Raw genomic sequence first — 19949 nt, 5'->3', positions numbered from 1 at the left:
CTTTGGCAGCGTAGGCCATACAAATAAGGGAATGCGTCATGACCAGTATAAAACCTTACGTCGCCGAATTGGCGAAACGTGTTCTGATTTACGACGGCGCAATGGGTACTAGCTTGGATTTGTATGATCTCAAGCCTGAGGATTTTGGCGGCGAACAGTACTTCGGCGCACGCGATTATCTCGCCTTGACGCGCCCCGATATCATCGAACAAATTCATAGCTCGTTTATGGAAGCGGGGGTTGATGTCTTGGAAACTAATACCTTCCAATCAACCCGGATTCGCTTGCATGAATGGGGCTTGGCTGATAAAACCTACGAGCAAAATTTTAAAGCGGCCCAACTTGCTCGTAGCGTCGCCGACCGCTATCAAGCGAAGGATGGCCGCAAACGTTTTGTGGCTGGCTCGATGGGGCCAACCGGATTTTTGCCTTCATCCGACGATCCAACCCTTTCAAATATTACTTGGGATGCGCTCTCGGATACCTTTAAAGAGCAGACGATCGCCTTGGTTGAAGGTGGCGTTGATGTGCTATTGGTCGAAACCAGCGTTGATATTCTTGAAGTCAAGGCTGCAATCGACGGCATTCGGCGTGGCCTCGCTGAACTCAAACGCCCTGATATTGCCATCCAAGCCCAAGTTTTTTTGGATCTTTCAGGGCGCATGTTGCTGGGCACGGATATTCAAGCAACCATGGTTACGCTCGAAGCTTTGGCTGATGTCGATGTAATTGGCTTGAATTGTTCAACTGGCCCTGAACACATGCGCCCTGCAATCACCTTCCTCGCCGCTAACTCCAAATTGCCAATTTCGTGTATACCAAACGCGGGCTTGCCAATGGAAGTCAACGGCGAAACCGTGTTTCCCTTGGAGCCAGCAGGCTTTGCCAAAACGCTGACCGAGTTTGTACAAGATTTAGGGGTACGTGTGGTTGGCGGTTGTTGTGGCACAACTCCGGCTCACCTACGCGCTTTGGTCGATTCAATTGGCAACGATTGCCCACCCAAACCCAACCAAGCTCCCACCGTTCAGCAAGTTTCCTCGGCCATGCGTTCCTTGGCGCTGCACCAAGATCCAGGCCCATTTATCATTGGCGAACGGGTTAATTCGGTTGGTTCGCGCAAAGTAAAAAAATTATTGCTCAAAGATGATTATGATGGTGTGTTGCAAATTGCCCGTGAGCAGGCCGATAGTGGTTCGCACGCGCTTGATGTCTGTGTTGCCATGACCGAACGCTCCGATGAAAAAGAGCAAATGCAAAAGCTGCTCAAAAAATTAACCATGGGCGTTGAATTGCCTTTGGTGATCGACTCAACCGAGCATGAAGTGATCGACGCAGCTCTGCAAATCTATCCAGGCAGGGCGATCATCAACTCAACCTCGCTCGAAGGCGGGCGCGAGCAGAAATTCGATAAAACGATGCCCTTGGTCGCTCGCTATGGCGCGGCAATTATTGCCTTGACGATCGATGAAGAAGGCATGGCCCATACCGCTGAGGCCAAAGTTGCCATCGCCAAACGCATGGCCGAAATGGGCCGCCAAGAATATGGCGTGCAAAATGATGCTTGGCTATTTGATGCGCTGACCTTCCCATTAACCACCGGCCAAGCCGAATTACGCGAATCGGCCAAGGAAACCATGGAAGGCATTCGGCGAATCAAGGCCGAAATTCCAGGCGCAATGACCGTGCTAGGCGTTTCGAATCTCTCATTCGGAATTCAGCCGCATGCCCGTTCAGCGCTCAACTCGGTCTTTTTATATCACGCGGTCAAGGCTGGGCTTGATGCAGCGATCATCAACCCAACCCACCTCATGCCTTTTGCCGAAATTCCAGCCGAAACCCGCAAAGTCTGTGAAGATGTGATTTTCAACAGCGACGAAGAAGCCTTGCCTCGCTTCATCCAATATTTCGAAGCCAATACTGCGGTTGCTGGTGAAGCCAAAGTTGACCCAACCGCCACCATGAACGCCGAAGAACGGATTCATTGGAAGATTTTGCATCGCAAAAAAGATGGCATCGAAGCCGATATCGACGAATCGCGGGCATGGCGCGAAGCTGGCGGCCAAACCCAAGGCGAAGCAGCCATCGATATTCTCAATGGCGTGATGCTGCCCGCAATGAAAGAAGTTGGCGATAAATTCGGCGCTGGCGAATTGATTTTACCCTATGTGCTGCAATCTGCCGAAGTCATGAAACGCGCTGTCGCTCACCTCGAACAATTCCTTGATCGGGTCGAAGGCACAACCAAGGGCAAAGTTGTGCTAGCCACGGTCTATGGCGATGTGCATGACATTGGCAAAAACTTGGTCTACACGATTTTGTCGAATAATGGCTACACCGTTTACGACCTTGGCAAGCAAGTTCCAGTCAATACGATCATCGAAAAAGCCCTTGAAGTTGGGGCCGATGCAATTGGGCTTTCGGCTTTGCTGGTCAGCACCTCGAAGCAAATGCCCTTGTGTGTGCAGGAGTTGCACAAACGTAATTTGGCTTTCCCAGTGCTGGTTGGTGGCGCGGCAATTAATCGCCAATATGGCCAACGCATTCTCTTCCCTGAACCAGAAGTAGCCTACAGCGGCGGGGTTTTCTATTGCAAAGATGCCTTTGAAGGCCTCGAAACCATGGATAAACTCTCTGACCCAACCGTGCGCGAAGAGTATTTGAGCGTGATGGAAGATGCTGCCCGCGAATCGTTGAAAGCCCCAGAGCGTGGTCGCACGCTGTTGGAAAAATTAGGCAAAAATAATCCTAGTGGTGTGCGTTCAGCCACTCGTAACGATAATCCCGTGCCAACTCCACCATTCTGGGGCGTACAGGTTGCCAAAAAAATTCGGCTCGATGATGTTACGCCCTATCTCGATTTGAACACCCTTTGGCGTTTAGGTTGGGGCATCAAAAATCTCAAGGGCGCTGAATACGATCGCGTGGTCAACGACGAATTCAAGCCACGTTTGCGCCGCATGATCGACGATGCCAAGCGCAATGGCTGGCTGCAACCCCAAGCAGTCTATGGCTACTTTCCAGCCCAAGCCGCTGGCGAAGAGTTGGTAGTCTACGATCCCAAGGATCGCAAAACCGTACTGACTCGTTTTGCCTTCCCACGCCAACCAAGCCGCGAACGCTTATGTTTAGCTGATTACTTCCGACCAGTCGTTAGCGGCGAGTTTGATGTGGTTGGCCTGCAAATCGTCACCATGGGCCATGTTGCGGCAGAGCGGGTCGAAACGTTGCAAAAAGCCAACGATTATAGCGAATCGTTCTTTAGCCATGGCTTGAGCACCACCTATGCCGAAGCCTTGGCCGAATTCACCAACAAAATTATCAGCCAAGGCTTAGGCTTGAGCTATCCAGCCAAACGCTATTCATGGGGCTATCCAGCCTGCCCCGATCTCGAGGAGCATACCAAGCTGTTTAGCGTTTTGCCCGCCAAAGAGATTGATGTCAGCTTGACATCGGCCTTCCAGCTTGACCCTGAGCAAAGCACCGCCGCGATCGTCGTGCACCACCCTGATGCCAAATATTTCTCAATTGGCTCAGTCGCCGAACGCGCCGAAAGCGATGTCGCTGAAATCGCCAATTAAGGATGCGGGATGAAAATATAAAGGTTGAGCTTTAACGCAGAGGCGCAGAGAAAATTTTAATTCTCTGCGCCTCTGCGTTAAGGCTGATCAAGAATATTTGTGCATTTTCCACCGTTTCATCCCTCATACTTCATCCTTCTCAACTCTGCGGCTCTGCGTTAAACCATACTTTCTAGATAAATTCTTGGATAATATCATAGCCGTAGCGCAAAATCACCCCAACCACCACCACCAAAAAGACTACGCGCACAAACTGACTACCCTTAGCCATGGCCATACGCGAGCCAATGATGCCGCCCAAAATATTGCAAACCGCCATCGGCACAGCCAAGTGCCAAATAATTTGGCCTGCGCCCAGAAATTGCACTAAGGCCGCGACATTGGTGGTTACATTAATAATTTTGGTGGTGGCTGAGGCTTGCAGAAAATCAAAGCCCAAAATGCCCACAAAGGCAAACATCAATAAACTGCCAGTGCCCGGCCCGAAAATCCCATCATAAAAACCAATTAATCCACAAAAACCCAGCACATAGGGAATTGGCGTGAGCGAGGCTTTGGTTTGGCGGGCTGCGCTACCAAAATCTTTACGTTTAAAGGTATACAGTGCCATGGCGATGATCAACACCAGCATAATTGGCCGAAAAAGCTCTGGTCGAATCAAGCTGACGGCCCGCGCCCCCAGCCATGAACAAATGGCCGCGCTGATCATACCTGGCACGACGATCCGCCAATTGACCTTGACCCGTCGATTGTAACTGACTGCTGCCGTGGCCGTGCCCGTAACTGCGGCAAATTTATTGGTTCCAAGGATAAAGGCTGGAGCGACCTCTTTTTGGGTAATTAACAACGGTGGCAGTTGAATTAAGCCGCCGCCACCAGCCACTGCATCAATAAACCCAGCCAACAAGGCAAACCCGCATAAAATCAACAAGGTCATGGTGCTGAATACCCTTCTTTGAGCAATCCAGTTTGCAGATCAATTCCGACTGCCGCTCCAACTGCGTGCCATACCCTTGGCACTGGCGCAATTAACTCAAGCGTTGAGCCATAACGGGGATGGGGAAATTGCAGCCATGCAGCGTGTAATAATTGATCAGGAATGCTTATATTGCCAAACTGGGTTACGCCACCATAGCGTTGATCGCCCACCAGTGGATGCCCAACATGTTTCGCGTGCAAACGAATCTGATGAGTGCGGCCAGTGTGCAAGCGAGCAGCCAGCAAAGCCGCTTCGTTTCCAACTGCTTGCACGCTAAAACTGGTATGCGCCCGCCGCACCCGCCGATCCTTGGGGCCATACAATTGATCAATCATTGCTTCGGGGTAAACCGACCACAGCCCAAACTCGCCGCGTGAATGGCCCGTTACAACCTCTAGTTCTGTCCAATCGGGCACGCCACTGCACAGCGCAAGGTAGGTTTTCTGCACCCGACCTTCATTAAACATGCGCTGAAAACGACTATTGAGGCTAGGATTTTTGGAGACGATCAACGCGCCTGAAGTGCCATGATCAAGCCGATGCACAAGGTGAAACGGCACGGCTTCGCCATCGCGCTGAAGAAAAAAGCGCTGTAACGCGCCTTCGAGATGCCCAAAGGTATCCCACGGTGTGGCCACACTATACCAAGCAGCTGGCTTATTGAGCACCAAAATCCATTCATCCTCAAATAAGATGTCGCTAGGAGTTACCACGGGGTTGACATATAAACCGGCAGGCGGTGTATGTACTACCAACTCACCCTCAGGTGGAGCCTCAGCCAAGGGATTATTAACTCGCACGCTGTTGATCCAAATCGCGCCGCGCACCATCAGGGTTTGGGCCAGGGTTGGCGAGAGGTTAAGGCGTTCTATCAAGAGTTGCCAAAGTGGCATTCCGGTAGTTTTGGCTTCAAGGGTTAATTTAATAGGGTACTGTGCGGCTAAATCGCACAGTACCCTTTGATCAAGTGCCGACAGCTCGGCTAGCGGGTTGAACACAATCTATCCGTTCTATTTGTTGAGCAGCACCAGCGGATTATACAGCGTATAGGTGCCGTCATCGGTTGCAAACCGTAAGAGCGTGATTGAGTAAGCGGGCAGCGTGACCGTGGTGGTTTCGCCGACTTCGGTCAATTCAACCGTCTGCGCATTACTAAAATCATCGTTCACATTGGTTTGGCCATTATACGTGATTGTGGTTGCATCGAGGCTAGCGGCTTGGGCCACATCAATCGAGCCAGAAATTGCTGGAATGACCACACCACCAGCGCGGAGTTGGACATTGGTGGTGGTCGCTTGGCCTGTTTTGTTGATTGCCATCAGCGAGAATGTATGGCCATCACTACCAGCATAGAAGCTAATTTGGGTTTCGGCATCAGCATCGCTGGTATAGTCGAGCAGGCGATTGCCAAAAAATTGCCAGAGATGGAAGGCATAATATTGCGGACTGCGAGTGTAGGTTGGCACGTCGCCAATCAAGCCATAATCGGTGCCATTGCTTTGCACATTGCCATTCAACAGCCAATGGTTGGCAGCCAACACATCGCCTTGGATAATTTGGCCCGTTGTATCAGCAATAAACAACATATTGAGTGCTTTGGTCATCATCGCTTGGGGGTCATACGGCCAACCAGCGCTCAAATTGTATTCGCCAATCATAATCGGAATATCGCGACCATCAGCAAAATCGGCGATTGCCTGACGGGTGCTGGCAAAGACCTCTGGCCATTGCTTTTGCGGGCGTGAAAGCATTAAATAACGGCCAAGAGCATCGTTATTTGGTACATCAACAAAGGAATAGGGGTGAATCGCGAGGTAATCAATCACATCGCCGCCCTCGGTCAGCACTTTAGTTGTCCAATTGTTGAATTCAGTTGGATTAGCCAAGCCCGTTACGCCGACCATAATCGTAGGGTCAACTGCTTTCATTGCTGCGCGAACATCGATATAGCCTTCGTGGCGATTAGGCGTTGTTACACCATTGATGTATTCAGCGCCATCGCAGGTCCAGCTAATTTCCCAGTCGGGGACACATGATCCATAGGTTTCGTTGCCGAAATCCCAATACTTGATGCCAACTGGTGTAGCATTGCCATGGCTCGCCCGCAGTTGCGCCCAATAACCGACTGTTTGCCAATTCACACCTTTGTGATCGGTGCCAAGTGAGCGTTGATCGCTAACATCGCCATTGAAGAAGGCGACCAAAGCAGCAGCTTCGCCTGAAGTTACATTGGTATTGATCGTCCAGATTGCATCGCGATTAGTTGCGCTCAGAAATTCAATAAAATCGCTTGGGGTCATGGCCCATTCATAATTACAAGGCCATGCATCGGCAATGGTGTTGCCTGTGCCCAATTCGCAGTTGATTGCCCCATGATTCTGGCTCATCGAGCCGCCAGGCAAGCGAATGGTCATATTGCCCAACGCCCCACTGCGTGCCAAAAAGGTTGAATTAGCCGCAGCCTCAACCCCCCACATGCCGTAATTGGTGCCAAGTGCATTGCGAGCACTAAAGTCAAGCACGGTTTGATCGGTGTCGATCGTCACATTAACTGTGCCTGGTGGGGCAAAATCAGTAATATTGAGAATAAGATCATCGATATAGAAGGTTGCTTGGGCTGTACCCGTGGATTCTTGTAAGTTAATCCGTGAAACTGTGCTGGGGTTGCCCAACTGGGCCATGGTCAATTGAACCTGCGTCCATTGGCCAGCGGGAGCATTCACAAGCACAGGAGTGACAATATTACCACTATCAGTCGTCGTGACCCCAGCATTAAACTGTGCGCCACCAGTGCCACCATAGACCCAAAAACTAATCCCAGTCAAGGCTTCGGCGGGAATCAACCCAGGTGAGTGCAACGAAAAACCGCCCCACGCCTCAAAGGTTATTGCCGTCGATTTCGTACCTGTATGCGCTTGGGCAGTGCTATCAAACGCCGCCGTCGTGCTCCACGACCAATTTTGCCAACCGGTAGCCAACGCTTCATCAAACACAATCGACGTTCCGTTGGGAATCGCGGTATGTGCCCGCGTCGAACCGAGCCATGCGACACCCAACACCATCAGCAGCGAAAGTTGAACCAAACGTCGCATTCCTAGCCTCCTGATCATCATTGAACATAGCTAGATTATAGTAAAAATATCTAAAGAATAAACTTAAAAAATTTAGTAATTATTCACTAAAATTAATCTAGGGTTCATCATGGCTGATTCATTGATCTATATCATTCGTAATGGTTCACCACCCTTCCGTCCCGCCTCAAGGCGGGAAACGCAGGGGGTTTCATCCCCTGCACCCCTAATATGTGTGTTGTGGATTATTATTGTCTATTTTCGTCCCTCACCTTCGTGCTCTTCGTGGTTAAAAAAGCGGTTAGAGCTATATGGTTTGTGCTATACTCGCAATCAAAAGCAAGGAGTTTTGCGATGAAGCAATTGAAATGGTTGATGCTGGCAATTCTGTTAATTGTGCCAATTCATGCTAGTACCGCCGCTAGCAGCTATTGTTTCCCCGAACTCAAGGCCTATTGTGTTGAAGCGCCATTTGACAATTATTGGCGTGATAACGGCGGCCTGCCAGTTTTTGGCTACCCAATTACGGCCAAAGCACGCTACCAAGCTCCCGATCATGGCCCAACTCTAAGCATCCAATGGACTGAACGCCAACGCTTGGAGCATCATAGCAATTTGACAGGCACGCCCTACGAGATTCAAATTGGCTTGCTGGGCAAAGAGCGCCTCGCCCAACTCAACCGCGAATTGGAGCCAGCCGCCCGCCGCCCAGCCGCCGATTGTTTGTGGTTTGGCGAAACTGGCCATAATGTCTGTAATCAAGATCTGGGGATGGGCTTTAAGCAATATTGGGAGAGCCATGGCACAACCACCGCTGGCTTGGATAGCTATGCGCGTTCGTTGCAATTGTTTGGATTGCCGCTAACCAGCGCTCAATATGAAATTAATGCTGATGGCGACCAAGTGATTACCCAATGGTTTGAACGCGCTCGCTTTGAGTGGCATCCTGATAATCCCGACCAATTTAAGGTGTTGTTAGGGCGGTTGGGCAGCGAATTAACTGGGCTTGAGCCAATCGTTGAACCAGAGCCAATTCCTGGGCCAAATCCACCTGATAAATAAAAAGAGGCGCTGGAAACATCCAACGCCTCAGTACATTTCCTACAAACCAGTCATTTTTTCTAAATCTTCGGGGTAGCGTGCGCCTTGAATGTTCACTGAAGCGGCAGCTTGCTCGATTGCTTGTAAATCAGCCTCGTTCAGGCGAATTGCTGCCGCGCCCAGATTTTCTTCCAAGCGTTCCACGCGGCGCGTGCCTGGAATCGGCACGATCCATGGTTTTTGGGCTAGTAGCCATGCCAAGGCAATTTGGGCAGTAGTGGCCTGTTTTTGCGCAGCAATTGCTTCTAGCAAATCGATCAAGGCTTGGTTGGCTTGCAGTGCTTCAGGCGAAAACCGTGGAATTCGATTACGAATATCGCCCTGCGCAAAGACCGTGCTTTGGTCGATTTTGCCAGTCAAAAAGCCCTTGCCCAGTGGACTGAATGGTACAAAGCCAATCCCCAATTCTGCCAGCGTAGGCATAATTTCCGCTTCTGGTTCGCGTGTCCACAAGGAATATTCGCTTTGCAAGGCGGCAACTGGCTGAACCGCGTGGGCACGGCGAATGGTTTGTGCGCCAGCCTCGGAAAGCCCAAAATGCTTAACTTTGCCGTGTTGAATCAGCTCCTTGACTGCGCCAGCAACTTCTTCAATTGGCACATTCGGATCGACGCGATGTTGATAGAACAGATCGATTGCTTCGATCCGCAGGCGTTTGAGCGACGCTTCCGCCACCCGTTTAATTTGATCAGGATGGCTATTGACTCCCGACCAGCCTGGCTTGCCATCGGGATGTAAATTAAAACCAAACTTAGTAGCAATCACGACTTGGTTGCGATATGGCTCAAGCGCCTCGCCAACTAATTCTTCGTTGATGTAGGGGCCATAGACTTCGGCAGTATCGAAGAAGGTCACGCCACGCTCAACCGCTGTATGGATTAAGTTAATTGCTGATTGTTTATCGCCACCAGGGCCATAGCTTTGGCTCATGCCCATACAGCCCAAGCCAATTTCCGAGACAACCAAGCCAGTCGTGCCAAGCGTTCGTTGGTGCATTGCAAGCTCCTTGCAGCTGAAATTTATGCTAGCAACAGTATAGATCTTGGGGCGATAATCACTTGCCTATTTCTCTTAGCTTATTGCCCAATGCTCTAAGGTTTGGTTTTTCTGCGGAGTTTTTAGTCACGAATTATACGAATGATTGATTTATGATCAGCAAAGCCAGTTTTCAATGCGAAGTTCTGGAACTGCGTCGAAGTCCTTATCGGTGGTTAGCAATACTAAGCCATAGCGCAGGGCGAGAGTTGCAATCAAGGCATCGACAGTCGCTAATTGGCGACCTTGGCGGCGTAAGGCGATTTGGAGATCAGCCGCATGAACAGCATCAACCTCATCAGGTAAATAACACGGAAATAACGGTTGGATCTGCGCCCATGCTGCTCGATTCGCCACTGCACGCGGTAGCAGACCAATTCCAAAAATCAGTTCAGTCACCATCGGAACATAGATCGCAAAGGTTTCCCCACTGGCAATCGCCGTGATCACGCGGTGTCGCAGCGGATGGCCTGCGGTAATTAATGGCGAGGCGTGATTCGTATCTAACAGGTAAATTGCCATCCTAGCGAGGTCTCTCGTGGGCTGCATCATCAGCATTCAGTCGATGAATTGTGGTTTCAACCTCTTGCCACGCTGCATCCCACGCCTGACCAATCACAGGATCAGATCCCTGATCATCGTGAAGTGCTGCTGCGAGTGATCCTTGGGCTGGCCGAATTTGGGTTGGGTTGGGCGGCATAGATTGAATTCGTTGGACGACAGCAAGCACCTGAGGATCGGCCACGGTATCTAAAGCACTTGTTAATAAGCTGATAGCCAGTGTGTCCACCGATTGATGGTGGGCCAAAGCATGTTGTTGTAAGCGCAGCGCCAAGGCTTCAGGAACAGTAATTGTAGGCATTGCACGTCTCCTTGCCGTATATCACAGGAAGCATAGTTTAGCATTGCCATGTTCTGACGGCAAGCTAATCACCGCTTCTATGATAAATTTTTTGAATGTTTCTGGATTTTGCACATATTGCTAAGCTATTGTGAAACGACAATATCGGTATCCTATGCACTCCTACTTAAACTCCACAATCAATTCGGCATATCCTCGCAATGGATGTAAACAGGCGGTGTGCTTTGAAGAAAAATCCAGTTTAAAGCCATTTCTGGGTGCTACGATCACCATAGATGATCATGTATTGCTATGACCAAGGAGTTAGCTTAATGAGACATATTTGGATGAGTTTGATTGTAGCGCTGGCTTTTATGCCCATTTTTGGATCGTGTGGCCCGACCCAACCCGATCCAACCTCAGGGCCAATAACCTATAAACTTGATGAACAAGGGAATCTTTTTGGTGACCAAGCCCTCATTCATATTGCAAAAAACTGTTTTGAGCGTGATGAACCGATAACCATTCAGATTACACTCCAAGCAGGCACAGTCGATCTAGAGTTTGACCAACTGACATTTATGGTGAAAGGCCCGTTTCGGGCGACAAGCCAGCAGCAGTTCGACTGGCAATCACCCGATCCAATCATACTCCAACCAAATGATCCTGAAATCCAGTATGAATGGACATTGCCAGCACTTGAGCCAGGAATCTATCTATTACTATATAGTTATCAGGGATTCCAGACACCTTTGTCAATTAGTTTTGGTGTCACCTACCTTGAGAATTTTTATGATGTAAAAATCCCTTGTGCCAACTTAGAAGCAGAATAGTCACAAACTCTTAGTCTGCTAAAAACCACAAGCCTTGCAATATCGCAAGGCTTGGTAGTAAATCGATTGTTTGAACATTTAGCGAGTTTCAGTAACTTTGCGTAAACCACGTGGCTGATCAACATCGAAATCGCGGGTGTGAGCCAGATGCAAGGCCAGCAGTTGGCCGGGCACAATATTGATAATTGGCGAGAGCCATTCGGGCAAGCCAGTTGGCGTACGCAAGGCGGTGCGGCTCAACCGCAGAGTATCGTGATCATCGCTGATTGCCAGAATTTCTGCGCCACGCTCACGAATGGTTTGGATAAAACTTTGCATTTCGGGCAACATCTGACCACTTGGCGCGATTACAACTACCGGAAAGCCCTGTTCGAGCACTGCCACAGGGCCATGCAAAAAGTCGGCGCTGCTGTAGGGCTGCACAATCGTATAGGTCAATTCTTTGAGTTTAAGCGCTAATTCAAAGGCGGTTGAATAATTGTAGCCTCGGCCAATCACGACACATTGCTGCATATAACGATAGCGCTGCACCACATTCGCCATATCAGGCAAGTTGCTCAGGGTGTCGCCAACAACACGGGGCAAGCGCTCCAAGGCTTGGTTCATGGCCGGATCATCGGCCAAGGCAGTACTGAGCAAGGCAATCGCGGCCAGTTGAGCAGTATAACTTTTAGTTGCAGCAACTGCCAATTCCTCACCAGCGTGTAAATCGATCACAAAATCGCCAACTTGGGCTAAGGGCGAATCGGTTTTGTTGGTGATTGCGGCGGTTAGTGCGCCTTGTTTGCGAGCTTCGGTCAGTACAGCCACGATGTCGGGGCTTTTGCCACTTTGGCTGATGCCCAAGACACAGACATTGCCCAAAATCGGTGGGCGTTGATAGATTGAAAACAGACTGGGTGTGGCTAAGGTGACTAAAATACCGTTGAGTGAGCCAAGCAAATATTGGGCGTAGCGAGCAGCATTATCGCTGGTGCCACGCGCGGCAATTACAATTTGGCTAATATTACGTTCGCGAATGGCCGCCGCCAATTTGGCAACCGTCGCTTTTTCGGCCTCAAGTAGCCGCGCCAACGATTGGGGTTGCTCATAAATTTCGCGATAAAGATGGCTTTGGGTTAGCATTGACGTTGCTCCAAGGTTGTAGAACCATAGACGATGTTGCCGCCAACAAGCGTGGCAACAACGTGATAGTGCTGATCAAAAATCACTAAATCAGCAGGGTTATTGATTGCGATGCGGCCATAGTGAGCCAAGCCCAACAAATTAGCCGGAATCGTGGTAAAGGCTGGCAAAATCTGCTCAAGTGGGCTATTCGTCCAAGCCTGAATATTACGTAAAGCTTGATCCATCGCCAACACGCTGCCCGCCAAACGGCCATCGCTGCGGCGGGCCTCGCCATTAGCCACGGTCAGGGTCGTGTCGCCAAGCAGATATTCGCCATCGGGCATGCCGAGCGCAGCTTGAGCATCGCTAACAATTGCAATCCGTTGGCTAGCGCTGTGCCAAATATGGCGTACCAAGCCAGCATGAACGTGGACACCATCGGGAATCAAGCCGATCGTGATGCGTTGATCGCTCAAGGCGGCTCCGGCTAAACCTGGCTCACGATGGTGCAATGGCGGCATGGCGTTGAACAAATGGGTTACCGCACGAATGCCTTGATTAAAACTGGCCTCAGCTTCTGCAAACGTGGCTTCGGAATGGCCAGCACTGACCAACACGCCTCGCTCGACCAAGGCTTGAATCACTTCGTCGGCGGCATCAAGCTCGGGAGCCAAGGTTACCAAGCGCACGCCATTGGCTGACGACCATGTTTTAATCGCTGCCAAACTGGGGTTTTGCAAATGGTTGGGATTATGCGCACCACGCTTGGCTGGGTTGAGAAACGGCCCTTCGAGATGCAAGCCCAACACCCGCGAACCAGCAAAATTACCCTGCTGCACCACCTGTTGAGCCGCCGCAACTTGGCTGAGCGGCGAGGTGATAATTGTTGGCAAAAAGGCTGTCACGCCATATTGCGGCAAGCCAACAGCAACCGCGCTAATCGTTTTAGGATCGCTAGTAAAATCGTGACCAAATGCCCCGTTGAGTTGCAAATCGATCAAGCCCGGCACAACAATCAGATCGGTCAGATCGTAGCAGGGTGCTGTGGGAGCAGCTTCCGCCACAAGACCATCAGCTATTGCCAAGCTTCGCGCCGCACTTAGCTCAGGTGTATAGATCGTGGCATTTTCAAAACGTAGGCTGCTCATGCGTCCCCTTGCAACATCCCACGATAGACCCCAGGAGTCGAATCGGGGATGACAATTGCACCAACTGTGCGTTGATAAAACTCAACTGGGCCAGCATCGCCGACAATCGCATAGCCATAACCAAGTTGTTTCATCGCATCCAAGGTCGCGATCAACAAAGCCGTGCCAACCCCACGCCCACGACAATCGGGGTCAACGCCAGTTGGGCCAAAGAAATTGCGAGTAGTGGTATCGTAGCAGGCAAAGCCCAAGAGCTTTTGCTCTTCGATGGCAATCATGCAGCTAATTGGTGATTGACTGAAGGCTACTGCACACTCGCTACGCCAAGCGGGGTAGAAAAATCGCGCCACCCAATCGAGCACCACATGGCGTTCAGGGGCAAGGGCGCGACGAATTGTCACGCCCGCAATGCTGGGGATGCTTGGTAGTTCATACAATTTGACCAAAAGATCAGGCATAACGCACCTCGCCATAGCTATCGCGCAAGCTTGCAAAATGTTTCAAGCTATCTTGCAAGCCACCTGGGCGATTGCGGCTCAGCCAAACTTGTTGGAAACGCTCGATCAGTGCATCAATTTCTGGTTGCAATTTACTGGCAACCTCGCTTGGCTGTTGATCAAGCACCCACAAACCGCGCTGCACTGCATGGCGCAGCAAATCGATCGCCCAAGCTAACTCCACTTGGCAAAGCTCACCATCAGCGCGTTGCGGTTTGGTGGTTTGCAAATCATTGCGCAGTTGCAGCAAAATCTCGTCGGCATTATGTAAATCTTCACAATCAAGGTTTAATTCGGCAATCACTGCGGGGTTGGCCTGTAAAATGCGGAATAACGATGAGGTATTGTGCAACAACGGCGGCACCGCACGATAGACATCGCCCAATTGATAAACTAAATTGCCCAAAACCTTATTGTTATCAGCAAAAACCACCGTATCGAGCAACGCAACCACATCAAGCTCAGCGAGGGCGTTCCAAGCGCGGGCAGCACCGATCGCCAAGCCGAGATAGCTGGTGACTAACGGTTGCCAGTGACCATTATCGCCCCAATCGGTCATCAAAAAGCCTTTTGCTCCGTGGTTCAAGCCATGTTTGGCGGCGCTAGCGATATTTTCCAAGGCATTGGTGGTACGGCCTGCAATTGTATTCCAGCTTGAAGTGCCTGGGCAAACGTAGAAGGGCAAGCCAGCTTTGGCAATTGTGGCGGCTTGTTCTTCAAAGGGATGATGCGACTCGTAGCCCCAAATCAGCACCTCGGCATCGCGTGGCAATTCGCTGACCAACTCTGGATAATGCAAAATGATATCGCTCCAGAATTGCATCACATAGCCGCGTGAATGGGCTTCGTGGTAGAGTTTTTGCAAAAATTCGAGATAAACCCGACCTTTGCCGCGCTCAGCAACCGCCACCGCACTCGCCCCCAAACCTAATTCAACCGTTTCGTCGCAGCCGACGTTGAGCGTGCGAGTGCGGAAGTTGGGCAACAGTTCGTCGAGCATGCTACGCACCAATTCGATGCTACCAGGGTGTTCGGGAGCCAAGGTGAAGGGTTCTTCGAAATAGCCCCAATCGGGGTCGCCAGTATCGCAGCCATCGGGGCACTCGGCCAAATCACGATAAGCAGGTTTGGTCAGCCAACGGCGCATATGACCAAAACAATTTTGGTTGGGCACTAATTCGATAAAGCGCTCAAGACAGAAATCATCGAGCGCCCGTACTTCCTCGGCGGTCAGCGGCGAAGCATCAGCCCAAACCGTGGGGTGGTTTTGGTAGGCAAAGGTATGCTCGATGTAGAGTTGAATTTGGTTGATTTTCCAGCTAGCCAATTCGTCGATTAGCGCATAGAGTGTGGCAATGGTTGGCACTTTATCGCGGCTAATATCGAGCATAAAGCCACGTACCACAAAATCAGGCACATCATCAATTAATAGATAGGATAATTGCTCGGCTGATTGTTGTTGAATTTGGCGCAGCGTTTGCAGGCCATAAAATAGGCCAGCCGCAGTTTGGGCAATAATTTGCACACCATCAGCAGCAATTTGCAAACGATAACCATCGGCGTGAGCAATGCTTGAATCAAGCTTTAGCACCAAATTGGCGGCTTGCTCAACTATTTGATATTCGCCAAGTGCAGCCAAACTGGCTGCAACCCGTTGATCAAGCTGGGTTGGTAGGCTAATTTGCCAGATTTTGGGTAAAGCATAGCTTCCCTCAGCAAGCTGAAGGCTTTTTGGTTTTGGTAATAATTGCATGTATTTATCCCTTGACTGAACCGGCTAGCAAACCACGCACGAAATAGCGCTGCAGGGCAAAGAACACCGCCAACGGCACGACCATCGAGACAAACGCGCCAGCGGTTAGCAAGTGCCATTTATTGCCGAGCGAGCCAGTTAATTCAGAAAGTTTGACCGTCAACACTTTATTTGTGCCCAAGAACACCAACGAAACCAGCAGGTCATTCCAAATCCAAAGGAATTGGAAGATCGCAAACGAGGCGATTGCGGGGGTCGAAAGAGGCAGTACAATTTTCATAAAGGCGGTGAAATCGGAAGCACCATCGATTTTGGCCGATTCAATCAAATCGGCGGGGAGTTGCGAAATATAGTTGTAGAGCAGATAAATCGCCAGCGGCAAGCCAAAACCCGTATGCGCCAGCCATAATCCAAGGAAGGTTCCGGCGATCCCCGTCGCGGTATACAAGCGCAAAATTGGGATCAAGGCCACTTGCAAGGGCACAACCATTAAGCCAATCACCATGGCAAACAGCCAATCGCGGCCTGGAAATTTCATCCATGCAAAGGCATAAGCAGCAAAGGCCGCCACGGTAATTGGCAGAATCGTGGCCGGAATTGTTACGACCAAGGTATTGACAAAAGCTTCGTCAATGCCGTTGGCATTGATCACATCCGAATAGTTTTTGAACGTCCAAACCGATTCTTCGAATGGATGTTTGAGCGCATTCCACCAGCCCGAGGTTTTGACATCGTTTTCGGGTCGGAGCGAGCTAACTAACACTCCGACGGTTGGCAACGTCCAGAGAAAGGCAATCGTAATAACTGCGAAGTGAACAAATGAACGTGAGAAAAAACGTTGGATACGCATGATTACCCTCGCTGACGGCGGGCGTTCCGCACATTAATAATCATCACTGGCAGCACGGCGATCACCAAAATCATGGTCAAGGCGCTACTAAGGCCATAGTTTTGGTTGCGGAAGAACTCGGTAAACATGCGGTTGGCGATCACTTCGGTTTCGTAGTTGCCGTTGGTCATCACAAACACAATGTCGAACACCTTCAACACTGCGATCACAACCGTCGTTACCACGGTCAAAATCGTGGTTTTGAGCGAAGGAATGATAATCCGCCAGAAGATATCTAGCTCACTTGCGCCGTCTACCCGGGCTGCATCGATAATATCGGCAGGAATCGCCTTGAGCGCCGCCGAGAGAATCACCAGACAAAAGCCTGTTTGCAGCCAAATCATAATCACGATCAACGAGATATTATTGACGCTCTTATTAATCAGCCATGCAACAGGTTTGTAGTCGAAATTGCTGATAAAGGCATTCAACAAGCCCACACCTGGCGGGTTGCTGGCATACATAAAGCGCCAAATCACGCCTGCGCCGACGAACGAAATAATCATCGGCATGAAGATCATCGATTTGGCAACTGATTCATAGCGCACTTTATCGAACAGCACCGCCATAATCAAGCCACCAACTACGCTAAATGTAGTTACGCCAACAATCCAATAGAGATTATTGCGCAGCGCAATTTGGATGGTGCGATTTTTGAAGGCAAAGACAAAATTATCAAGGCCAACAAAGGCCTCGCTATTTTTATCGAGCACACTATAGTAGGCCGTCATCACGGTTGGGTAAACCAAGTAGATAATTAGCAGCGCCAGTGCCGGGCCAACAAAAATTATTGGGCGAATCTTCTCGCGCAGCGTCTCAGAAGGAATCAGATTGAGCAACTCGTTACAGAGCCAGTAGGCAATCCAGATGCCAAAGACCCCGACGAGCAAGGCCACCCCAACCACCAACAACCGTGGCGCTTCGGCATCTTTCATAACGCCAAGGCTCCAACGCCCGACCAAGATTGAAATAATTAATGCGAGAGGCACAAGCAGCATGCGCACTATCCCGACGTTATTGCCTGAGAGCGGCTGCGTGCCTGTTTGTGGTTGTGATGACATGCCACAACTCCTTGCTGAGGAACAGTGCTAACTAGGCACTGTGCGATTACCGAGAACAGAGTCCAGAGAACAGATGAATTTGGTCGATTCCGCTGTTCTCTGTGCTATGTTTTGATCCACGAAGGACACGAAAAGCACAAAATTAAGTTTTTTAGCCACGAATTCCACGAATTCCACGAATGATTTAATTTCCTCCCTCATAATTCACCCTTCATCTCTTGTGTAATGGTTTATTGTATTAGCAATGATCTTCTTCCCTCACCCCCTAGCCCCCTCTCCCGCCCGCGAGGCGAGGGGGAACCGTTCTAGGAGTTTCTCCCCTCGCCCGCCGCAGTGGGAGAGGGGCTGGGGGTGAGGGCGCATTACATCTATGTTCTACTAATGCTACAACGCGAGGTAGGCATAAGCTACCTACCTCGCGCAGAGTTTCAGATGCAGCGCATCGTCATCGAGGGAGGCTGATTAGTTTTGTGGCCAGCTTTCTTCGATGGTTTGCAATACAGTGTCGATTTCGGTGTTGTTCACGTAATCGACCATACCTTTCCAGAAGGTACCTACGCCCACTTCGGCTGGCATCAAGTCGGAAGCATCGAAGCGGAATACGGTAGCTTCCTTGATGATTTCAGCTTGGCGGCGGTCGATGTCGTTACCATACCAAGCCAAATCTACACTCTTGTTTGGTGAGATAAAGCCACCAGCTTCGACCCAGCCTTTGGCTGATTCTGGGCTAGCCAAGTATTGCAACACGGCGCGAACTTCGGGGCGGTCGTTGAACATTGCGAACACGTCGCCGCCACCCAAGACAGGCTTGCCTTGTGCTGGATCAATTGGTGGCAAGTAGAAGAAGTTGCTGTCGGTGCCAGCTTTCTTGCCTTCAGGGAAGAATGATGGAATCCAGCCAGCTTGGCGGTGCAACCAGCAGCCTGGTTTATCGGCATTGAACATGGGGGTTTGGGTATCAGCCACGGTGGTGGTCAAGATACCTTCACGGCCACCAGCAACGTAGGTTTCGTTGAACCAGATTTTGCCCATCACTTCAGCGGCGTTCTTGACGCTTGGGTCGGTGAAAGGAATTTCGTGGCTAACCCACTTGTCGTAGGTTTCAGCGCCAGCGGTGCGCAACATGATGTCTTCCATCCAGTCGGTAGCAACCCAGCCGGTCACGTTGCCGTGTTCCAAGCCGATACACCATGGAGTGTTGCCATCAGCAACCATCTTGTCGCTCAAAGCGGTCAATTCATCCCAGGTTTCTGGAATGGTGTAGCCAGCTTCTTCGAAGGCTGGAACTGGATACCAGACGATGCTCTTGGTGCTGGCGCGGAAGAAGACACCGTAAAGGGTGTTATCAACTGAGCCAAGATCGATCCATGACTGGATGTAATCTTTTTGCAAGTCTTCTGGTTTGATAAAGCTTGAGATATCGACCAACTTGTTCTTGCGAGCCAAGGTTGCCATCAAGCCTGGTTGTGAGAAACCAGCGATGTCAGGGGCGTTGCCACCTTCGGCGCGAACCGGAATCAAGGTTTCGAAATCTTTCGAGCCTTCGTACTGAACATCGATGCCAGTGCGGGCTTCGAAGGCAGCCAAGGTTTGATTGAAAGCCGTGTCTTCTGCTTCAACCCACAAACCGAAAATGCTAACTTTGGTGCCTTTGAATTCGCCAGCTTCGGCGCGGACTAATTCGGCATAGTTTGGGTTGACTGCTGGGACGCTGCCAGTGCTATCTGTAGTTTTGGTTGCGGCTGGTGCTTCGGTCGCGGCGGGCGCTTCGGTCGCGGCTAGTGCTTCGGTTGCGGCTGGAGCCGTGGTGGCTTGAGCAGCAGTGTCAGCGGTTGGTGCGGTCGTAGGTGTTGTGCTACCACCACAAGCGGCGATCAGCATGCTGATCAGCAGTAACAACAGGAAACTGCGATGTTTCATCTTGATTGTTCCTCCTAGTGTGGGGAATAGTGGGCTATGCGTGACCCATAACCCGTAGGTTTCCCCTAATCCAACCTAAATCGATGTGGTACTGGTATGGTTTTGCCGTGGGATTCTGTGCCAATCCCTTGGC

Annotated in this window: 16 protein-coding genes; 3 read left to right on the top strand and 13 right to left on the bottom strand. The window is 50.5% G+C overall.

The genetic code is table 11. From position 1 onward, the window contains the following. The first annotated feature begins 38 nt into the window (after window positions 1–38). Window positions 39–3581 carry a methionine synthase gene (gene metH / locus ABEB26_RS09010; protein ID WP_345721640.1) on the top strand — a complete coding sequence of 1181 codons (3543 nt, stop codon included), beginning with the start codon at window positions 39–41 and terminating at the stop codon, window positions 3579–3581. A 172-nt stretch (window positions 3582–3753) separates the two neighbouring features. Here the strand turns inward: metH and ABEB26_RS09005 are convergent, their stop codons facing one another. The 3 genes from ABEB26_RS09005 to ABEB26_RS08995 are packed head-to-tail and all read right to left on the bottom strand — an operon-like array spanning window position 3754 to window position 7652. After that, entirely contained in the window at window positions 3754–4518 is a 765-nt protein-coding gene (locus ABEB26_RS09005) for a sulfite exporter TauE/SafE family protein (RefSeq protein ID WP_345721639.1), read from the bottom strand. Next, on the bottom strand, window positions 4515–5558 hold the full coding sequence (locus tag ABEB26_RS09000) for an RluA family pseudouridine synthase (RefSeq protein ID WP_345721638.1): 1044 nt from the start codon (window positions 5556–5558) through the stop codon (window positions 4515–4517). The genes ABEB26_RS09005 and ABEB26_RS09000 overlap by 4 nt, the downstream gene beginning before the upstream one ends. Window positions 5559–5570: 12 nt before the next feature. Beyond that, window positions 5571–7652: a hypothetical protein gene (locus ABEB26_RS08995; protein ID WP_345721637.1), complete on the bottom strand. Its 2082-nt coding sequence runs from the start codon at window positions 7650–7652 to the stop codon at window positions 5571–5573. A 333-nt stretch (window positions 7653–7985) separates the two neighbouring features. Here ABEB26_RS08995 and ABEB26_RS08990 point away from each other — a divergent pair, with 333 nt between their 5' ends. After that, a complete protein-coding gene (locus ABEB26_RS08990; RefSeq protein ID WP_345721636.1) occupies window positions 7986–8693 on the top strand; it encodes a hypothetical protein in 708 nt (235 codons plus the stop codon). 39 nt (window positions 8694–8732) lie between these two features. On the opposite strand, the gene ABEB26_RS08985 is transcribed toward ABEB26_RS08990, so the two are convergent. From ABEB26_RS08985 to ABEB26_RS08975, 3 genes are all read right to left on the bottom strand, one after another. Next, complete coding sequence (locus ABEB26_RS08985) at window positions 8733–9728, bottom strand: aldo/keto reductase (protein ID WP_345721635.1); 996 nt, start codon at window positions 9726–9728, stop codon at window positions 8733–8735. Between the two features lie 156 nt (window positions 9729–9884). Then, the gene (locus ABEB26_RS08980) at window positions 9885–10289 is read right to left on the bottom strand and encodes a type II toxin-antitoxin system VapC family toxin (protein ID WP_345721634.1); all 405 of its coding nucleotides are present in this window, start codon (window positions 10287–10289) and stop codon (window positions 9885–9887) included. Between the two features lies 1 nt (window position 10290). Continuing rightward, window positions 10291–10629, bottom strand: coding sequence for a hypothetical protein (locus ABEB26_RS08975; protein ID WP_345721633.1), 339 nt, complete (start codon window positions 10627–10629; stop codon window positions 10291–10293). 311 nt (window positions 10630–10940) lie between these two features. On the opposite strand from ABEB26_RS08975, the gene ABEB26_RS08970 reads away from it, so the two are divergent. Continuing rightward, on the top strand, window positions 10941–11441 hold the full coding sequence (locus ABEB26_RS08970) for a hypothetical protein (RefSeq protein ID WP_345721632.1): 501 nt from the start codon (window positions 10941–10943) through the stop codon (window positions 11439–11441). A gap of 78 nt (window positions 11442–11519) precedes the next feature. Here ABEB26_RS08970 and ABEB26_RS08965 read toward each other — a convergent pair whose 3' ends face one another. The 7 genes from ABEB26_RS08965 to ABEB26_RS08935 form a co-directional block, all read right to left on the bottom strand. Continuing rightward, window positions 11520–12566: an SIS domain-containing protein gene (locus ABEB26_RS08965; protein ID WP_345721631.1), complete on the bottom strand. Its 1047-nt coding sequence runs from the start codon at window positions 12564–12566 to the stop codon at window positions 11520–11522. Continuing rightward, window positions 12560–13696, bottom strand: a complete 1137-nt coding sequence (nagA, locus tag ABEB26_RS08960) for an N-acetylglucosamine-6-phosphate deacetylase (RefSeq protein ID WP_345721630.1) — start codon at window positions 13694–13696, stop codon at window positions 12560–12562. Before nagA ends, ABEB26_RS08965 begins: the two co-directional genes overlap by 7 nt. Beyond that, window positions 13693–14154: a GNAT family N-acetyltransferase gene (locus ABEB26_RS08955; RefSeq protein ID WP_345721629.1), complete on the bottom strand. Its 462-nt coding sequence runs from the start codon at window positions 14152–14154 to the stop codon at window positions 13693–13695. The genes nagA and ABEB26_RS08955 overlap by 4 nt, the downstream gene beginning before the upstream one ends. After that, on the bottom strand, window positions 14147–15946 hold the full coding sequence (locus ABEB26_RS08950; RefSeq protein WP_345721628.1) for a beta-N-acetylhexosaminidase: 1800 nt from the start codon (window positions 15944–15946) through the stop codon (window positions 14147–14149). Before ABEB26_RS08950 ends, ABEB26_RS08955 begins: the two co-directional genes overlap by 8 nt. 4 nt (window positions 15947–15950) lie before the next feature. Continuing rightward, window positions 15951–16796: a carbohydrate ABC transporter permease gene (locus ABEB26_RS08945; protein WP_345721627.1), complete on the bottom strand. Its 846-nt coding sequence runs from the start codon at window positions 16794–16796 to the stop codon at window positions 15951–15953. Between the two features lie 2 nt (window positions 16797–16798). Further along, complete coding sequence (locus ABEB26_RS08940; RefSeq protein ID WP_345721626.1) at window positions 16799–17896, bottom strand: carbohydrate ABC transporter permease; 1098 nt, start codon at window positions 17894–17896, stop codon at window positions 16799–16801. A 462-nt stretch (window positions 17897–18358) separates the two neighbouring features. Beyond that, on the bottom strand, window positions 18359–19816 hold the full coding sequence (locus ABEB26_RS08935) for an ABC transporter substrate-binding protein (protein WP_345721625.1): 1458 nt from the start codon (window positions 19814–19816) through the stop codon (window positions 18359–18361). Between the last annotated feature and the right edge of the window lie 133 nt (window positions 19817–19949).

This window comes from Herpetosiphon gulosus (assembly GCF_039545135.1).
In the GTDB taxonomy this organism is placed as follows: Bacteria; Chloroflexota; Chloroflexia; order Chloroflexales; family Herpetosiphonaceae; genus Herpetosiphon; species Herpetosiphon gulosus.
Note: the sequence above shows the minus strand (reverse complement) of the source record. Positions and strands in the feature narration are given on the sequence as shown.

Excerpts from the sequence above, each read along its gene's own strand:
- ABEB26_RS09005 (WP_345721639.1), bottom strand. The coding sequence starts at position 4,518 with ATGACCTTGTTGATTTTATGCGGGTTTGCCTTGTTGGCTGGGTTTATT.
- ABEB26_RS08940 (WP_345721626.1), bottom strand. The coding sequence starts at position 17,896 with ATGTCATCACAACCACAAACAGGCACGCAGCCGCTCTCAGGCAATAAC.
- metH (WP_345721640.1), top strand. The coding sequence starts at position 39 with ATGACCAGTATAAAACCTTACGTCGCCGAATTGGCGAAACGTGTTCTG.
- ABEB26_RS08995 (WP_345721637.1), bottom strand. The coding sequence starts at position 7,652 with ATGCGACGTTTGGTTCAACTTTCGCTGCTGATGGTGTTGGGTGTCGCA.
- ABEB26_RS08990 (WP_345721636.1), top strand. The coding sequence starts at position 7,986 with ATGAAGCAATTGAAATGGTTGATGCTGGCAATTCTGTTAATTGTGCCA.
- ABEB26_RS08950 (WP_345721628.1), bottom strand. The coding sequence starts at position 15,946 with ATGCAATTATTACCAAAACCAAAAAGCCTTCAGCTTGCTGAGGGAAGC.
- ABEB26_RS08935 (WP_345721625.1), bottom strand. The coding sequence starts at position 19,816 with ATGAAACATCGCAGTTTCCTGTTGTTACTGCTGATCAGCATGCTGATC.
- ABEB26_RS08945 (WP_345721627.1), bottom strand. The coding sequence starts at position 16,796 with ATGCGTATCCAACGTTTTTTCTCACGTTCATTTGTTCACTTCGCAGTT.
- ABEB26_RS08975 (WP_345721633.1), bottom strand. The coding sequence starts at position 10,629 with ATGCCTACAATTACTGTTCCTGAAGCCTTGGCGCTGCGCTTACAACAA.
- ABEB26_RS08985 (WP_345721635.1), bottom strand. The coding sequence starts at position 9,728 with ATGCACCAACGAACGCTTGGCACGACTGGCTTGGTTGTCTCGGAAATT.
- ABEB26_RS08980 (WP_345721634.1), bottom strand. The coding sequence starts at position 10,289 with ATGGCAATTTACCTGTTAGATACGAATCACGCCTCGCCATTAATTACC.
- nagA (WP_345721630.1), bottom strand. The coding sequence starts at position 13,696 with ATGAGCAGCCTACGTTTTGAAAATGCCACGATCTATACACCTGAGCTA.
- ABEB26_RS08965 (WP_345721631.1), bottom strand. The coding sequence starts at position 12,566 with ATGCTAACCCAAAGCCATCTTTATCGCGAAATTTATGAGCAACCCCAA.
- ABEB26_RS08955 (WP_345721629.1), bottom strand. The coding sequence starts at position 14,154 with ATGCCTGATCTTTTGGTCAAATTGTATGAACTACCAAGCATCCCCAGC.
- ABEB26_RS08970 (WP_345721632.1), top strand. The coding sequence starts at position 10,941 with ATGAGACATATTTGGATGAGTTTGATTGTAGCGCTGGCTTTTATGCCC.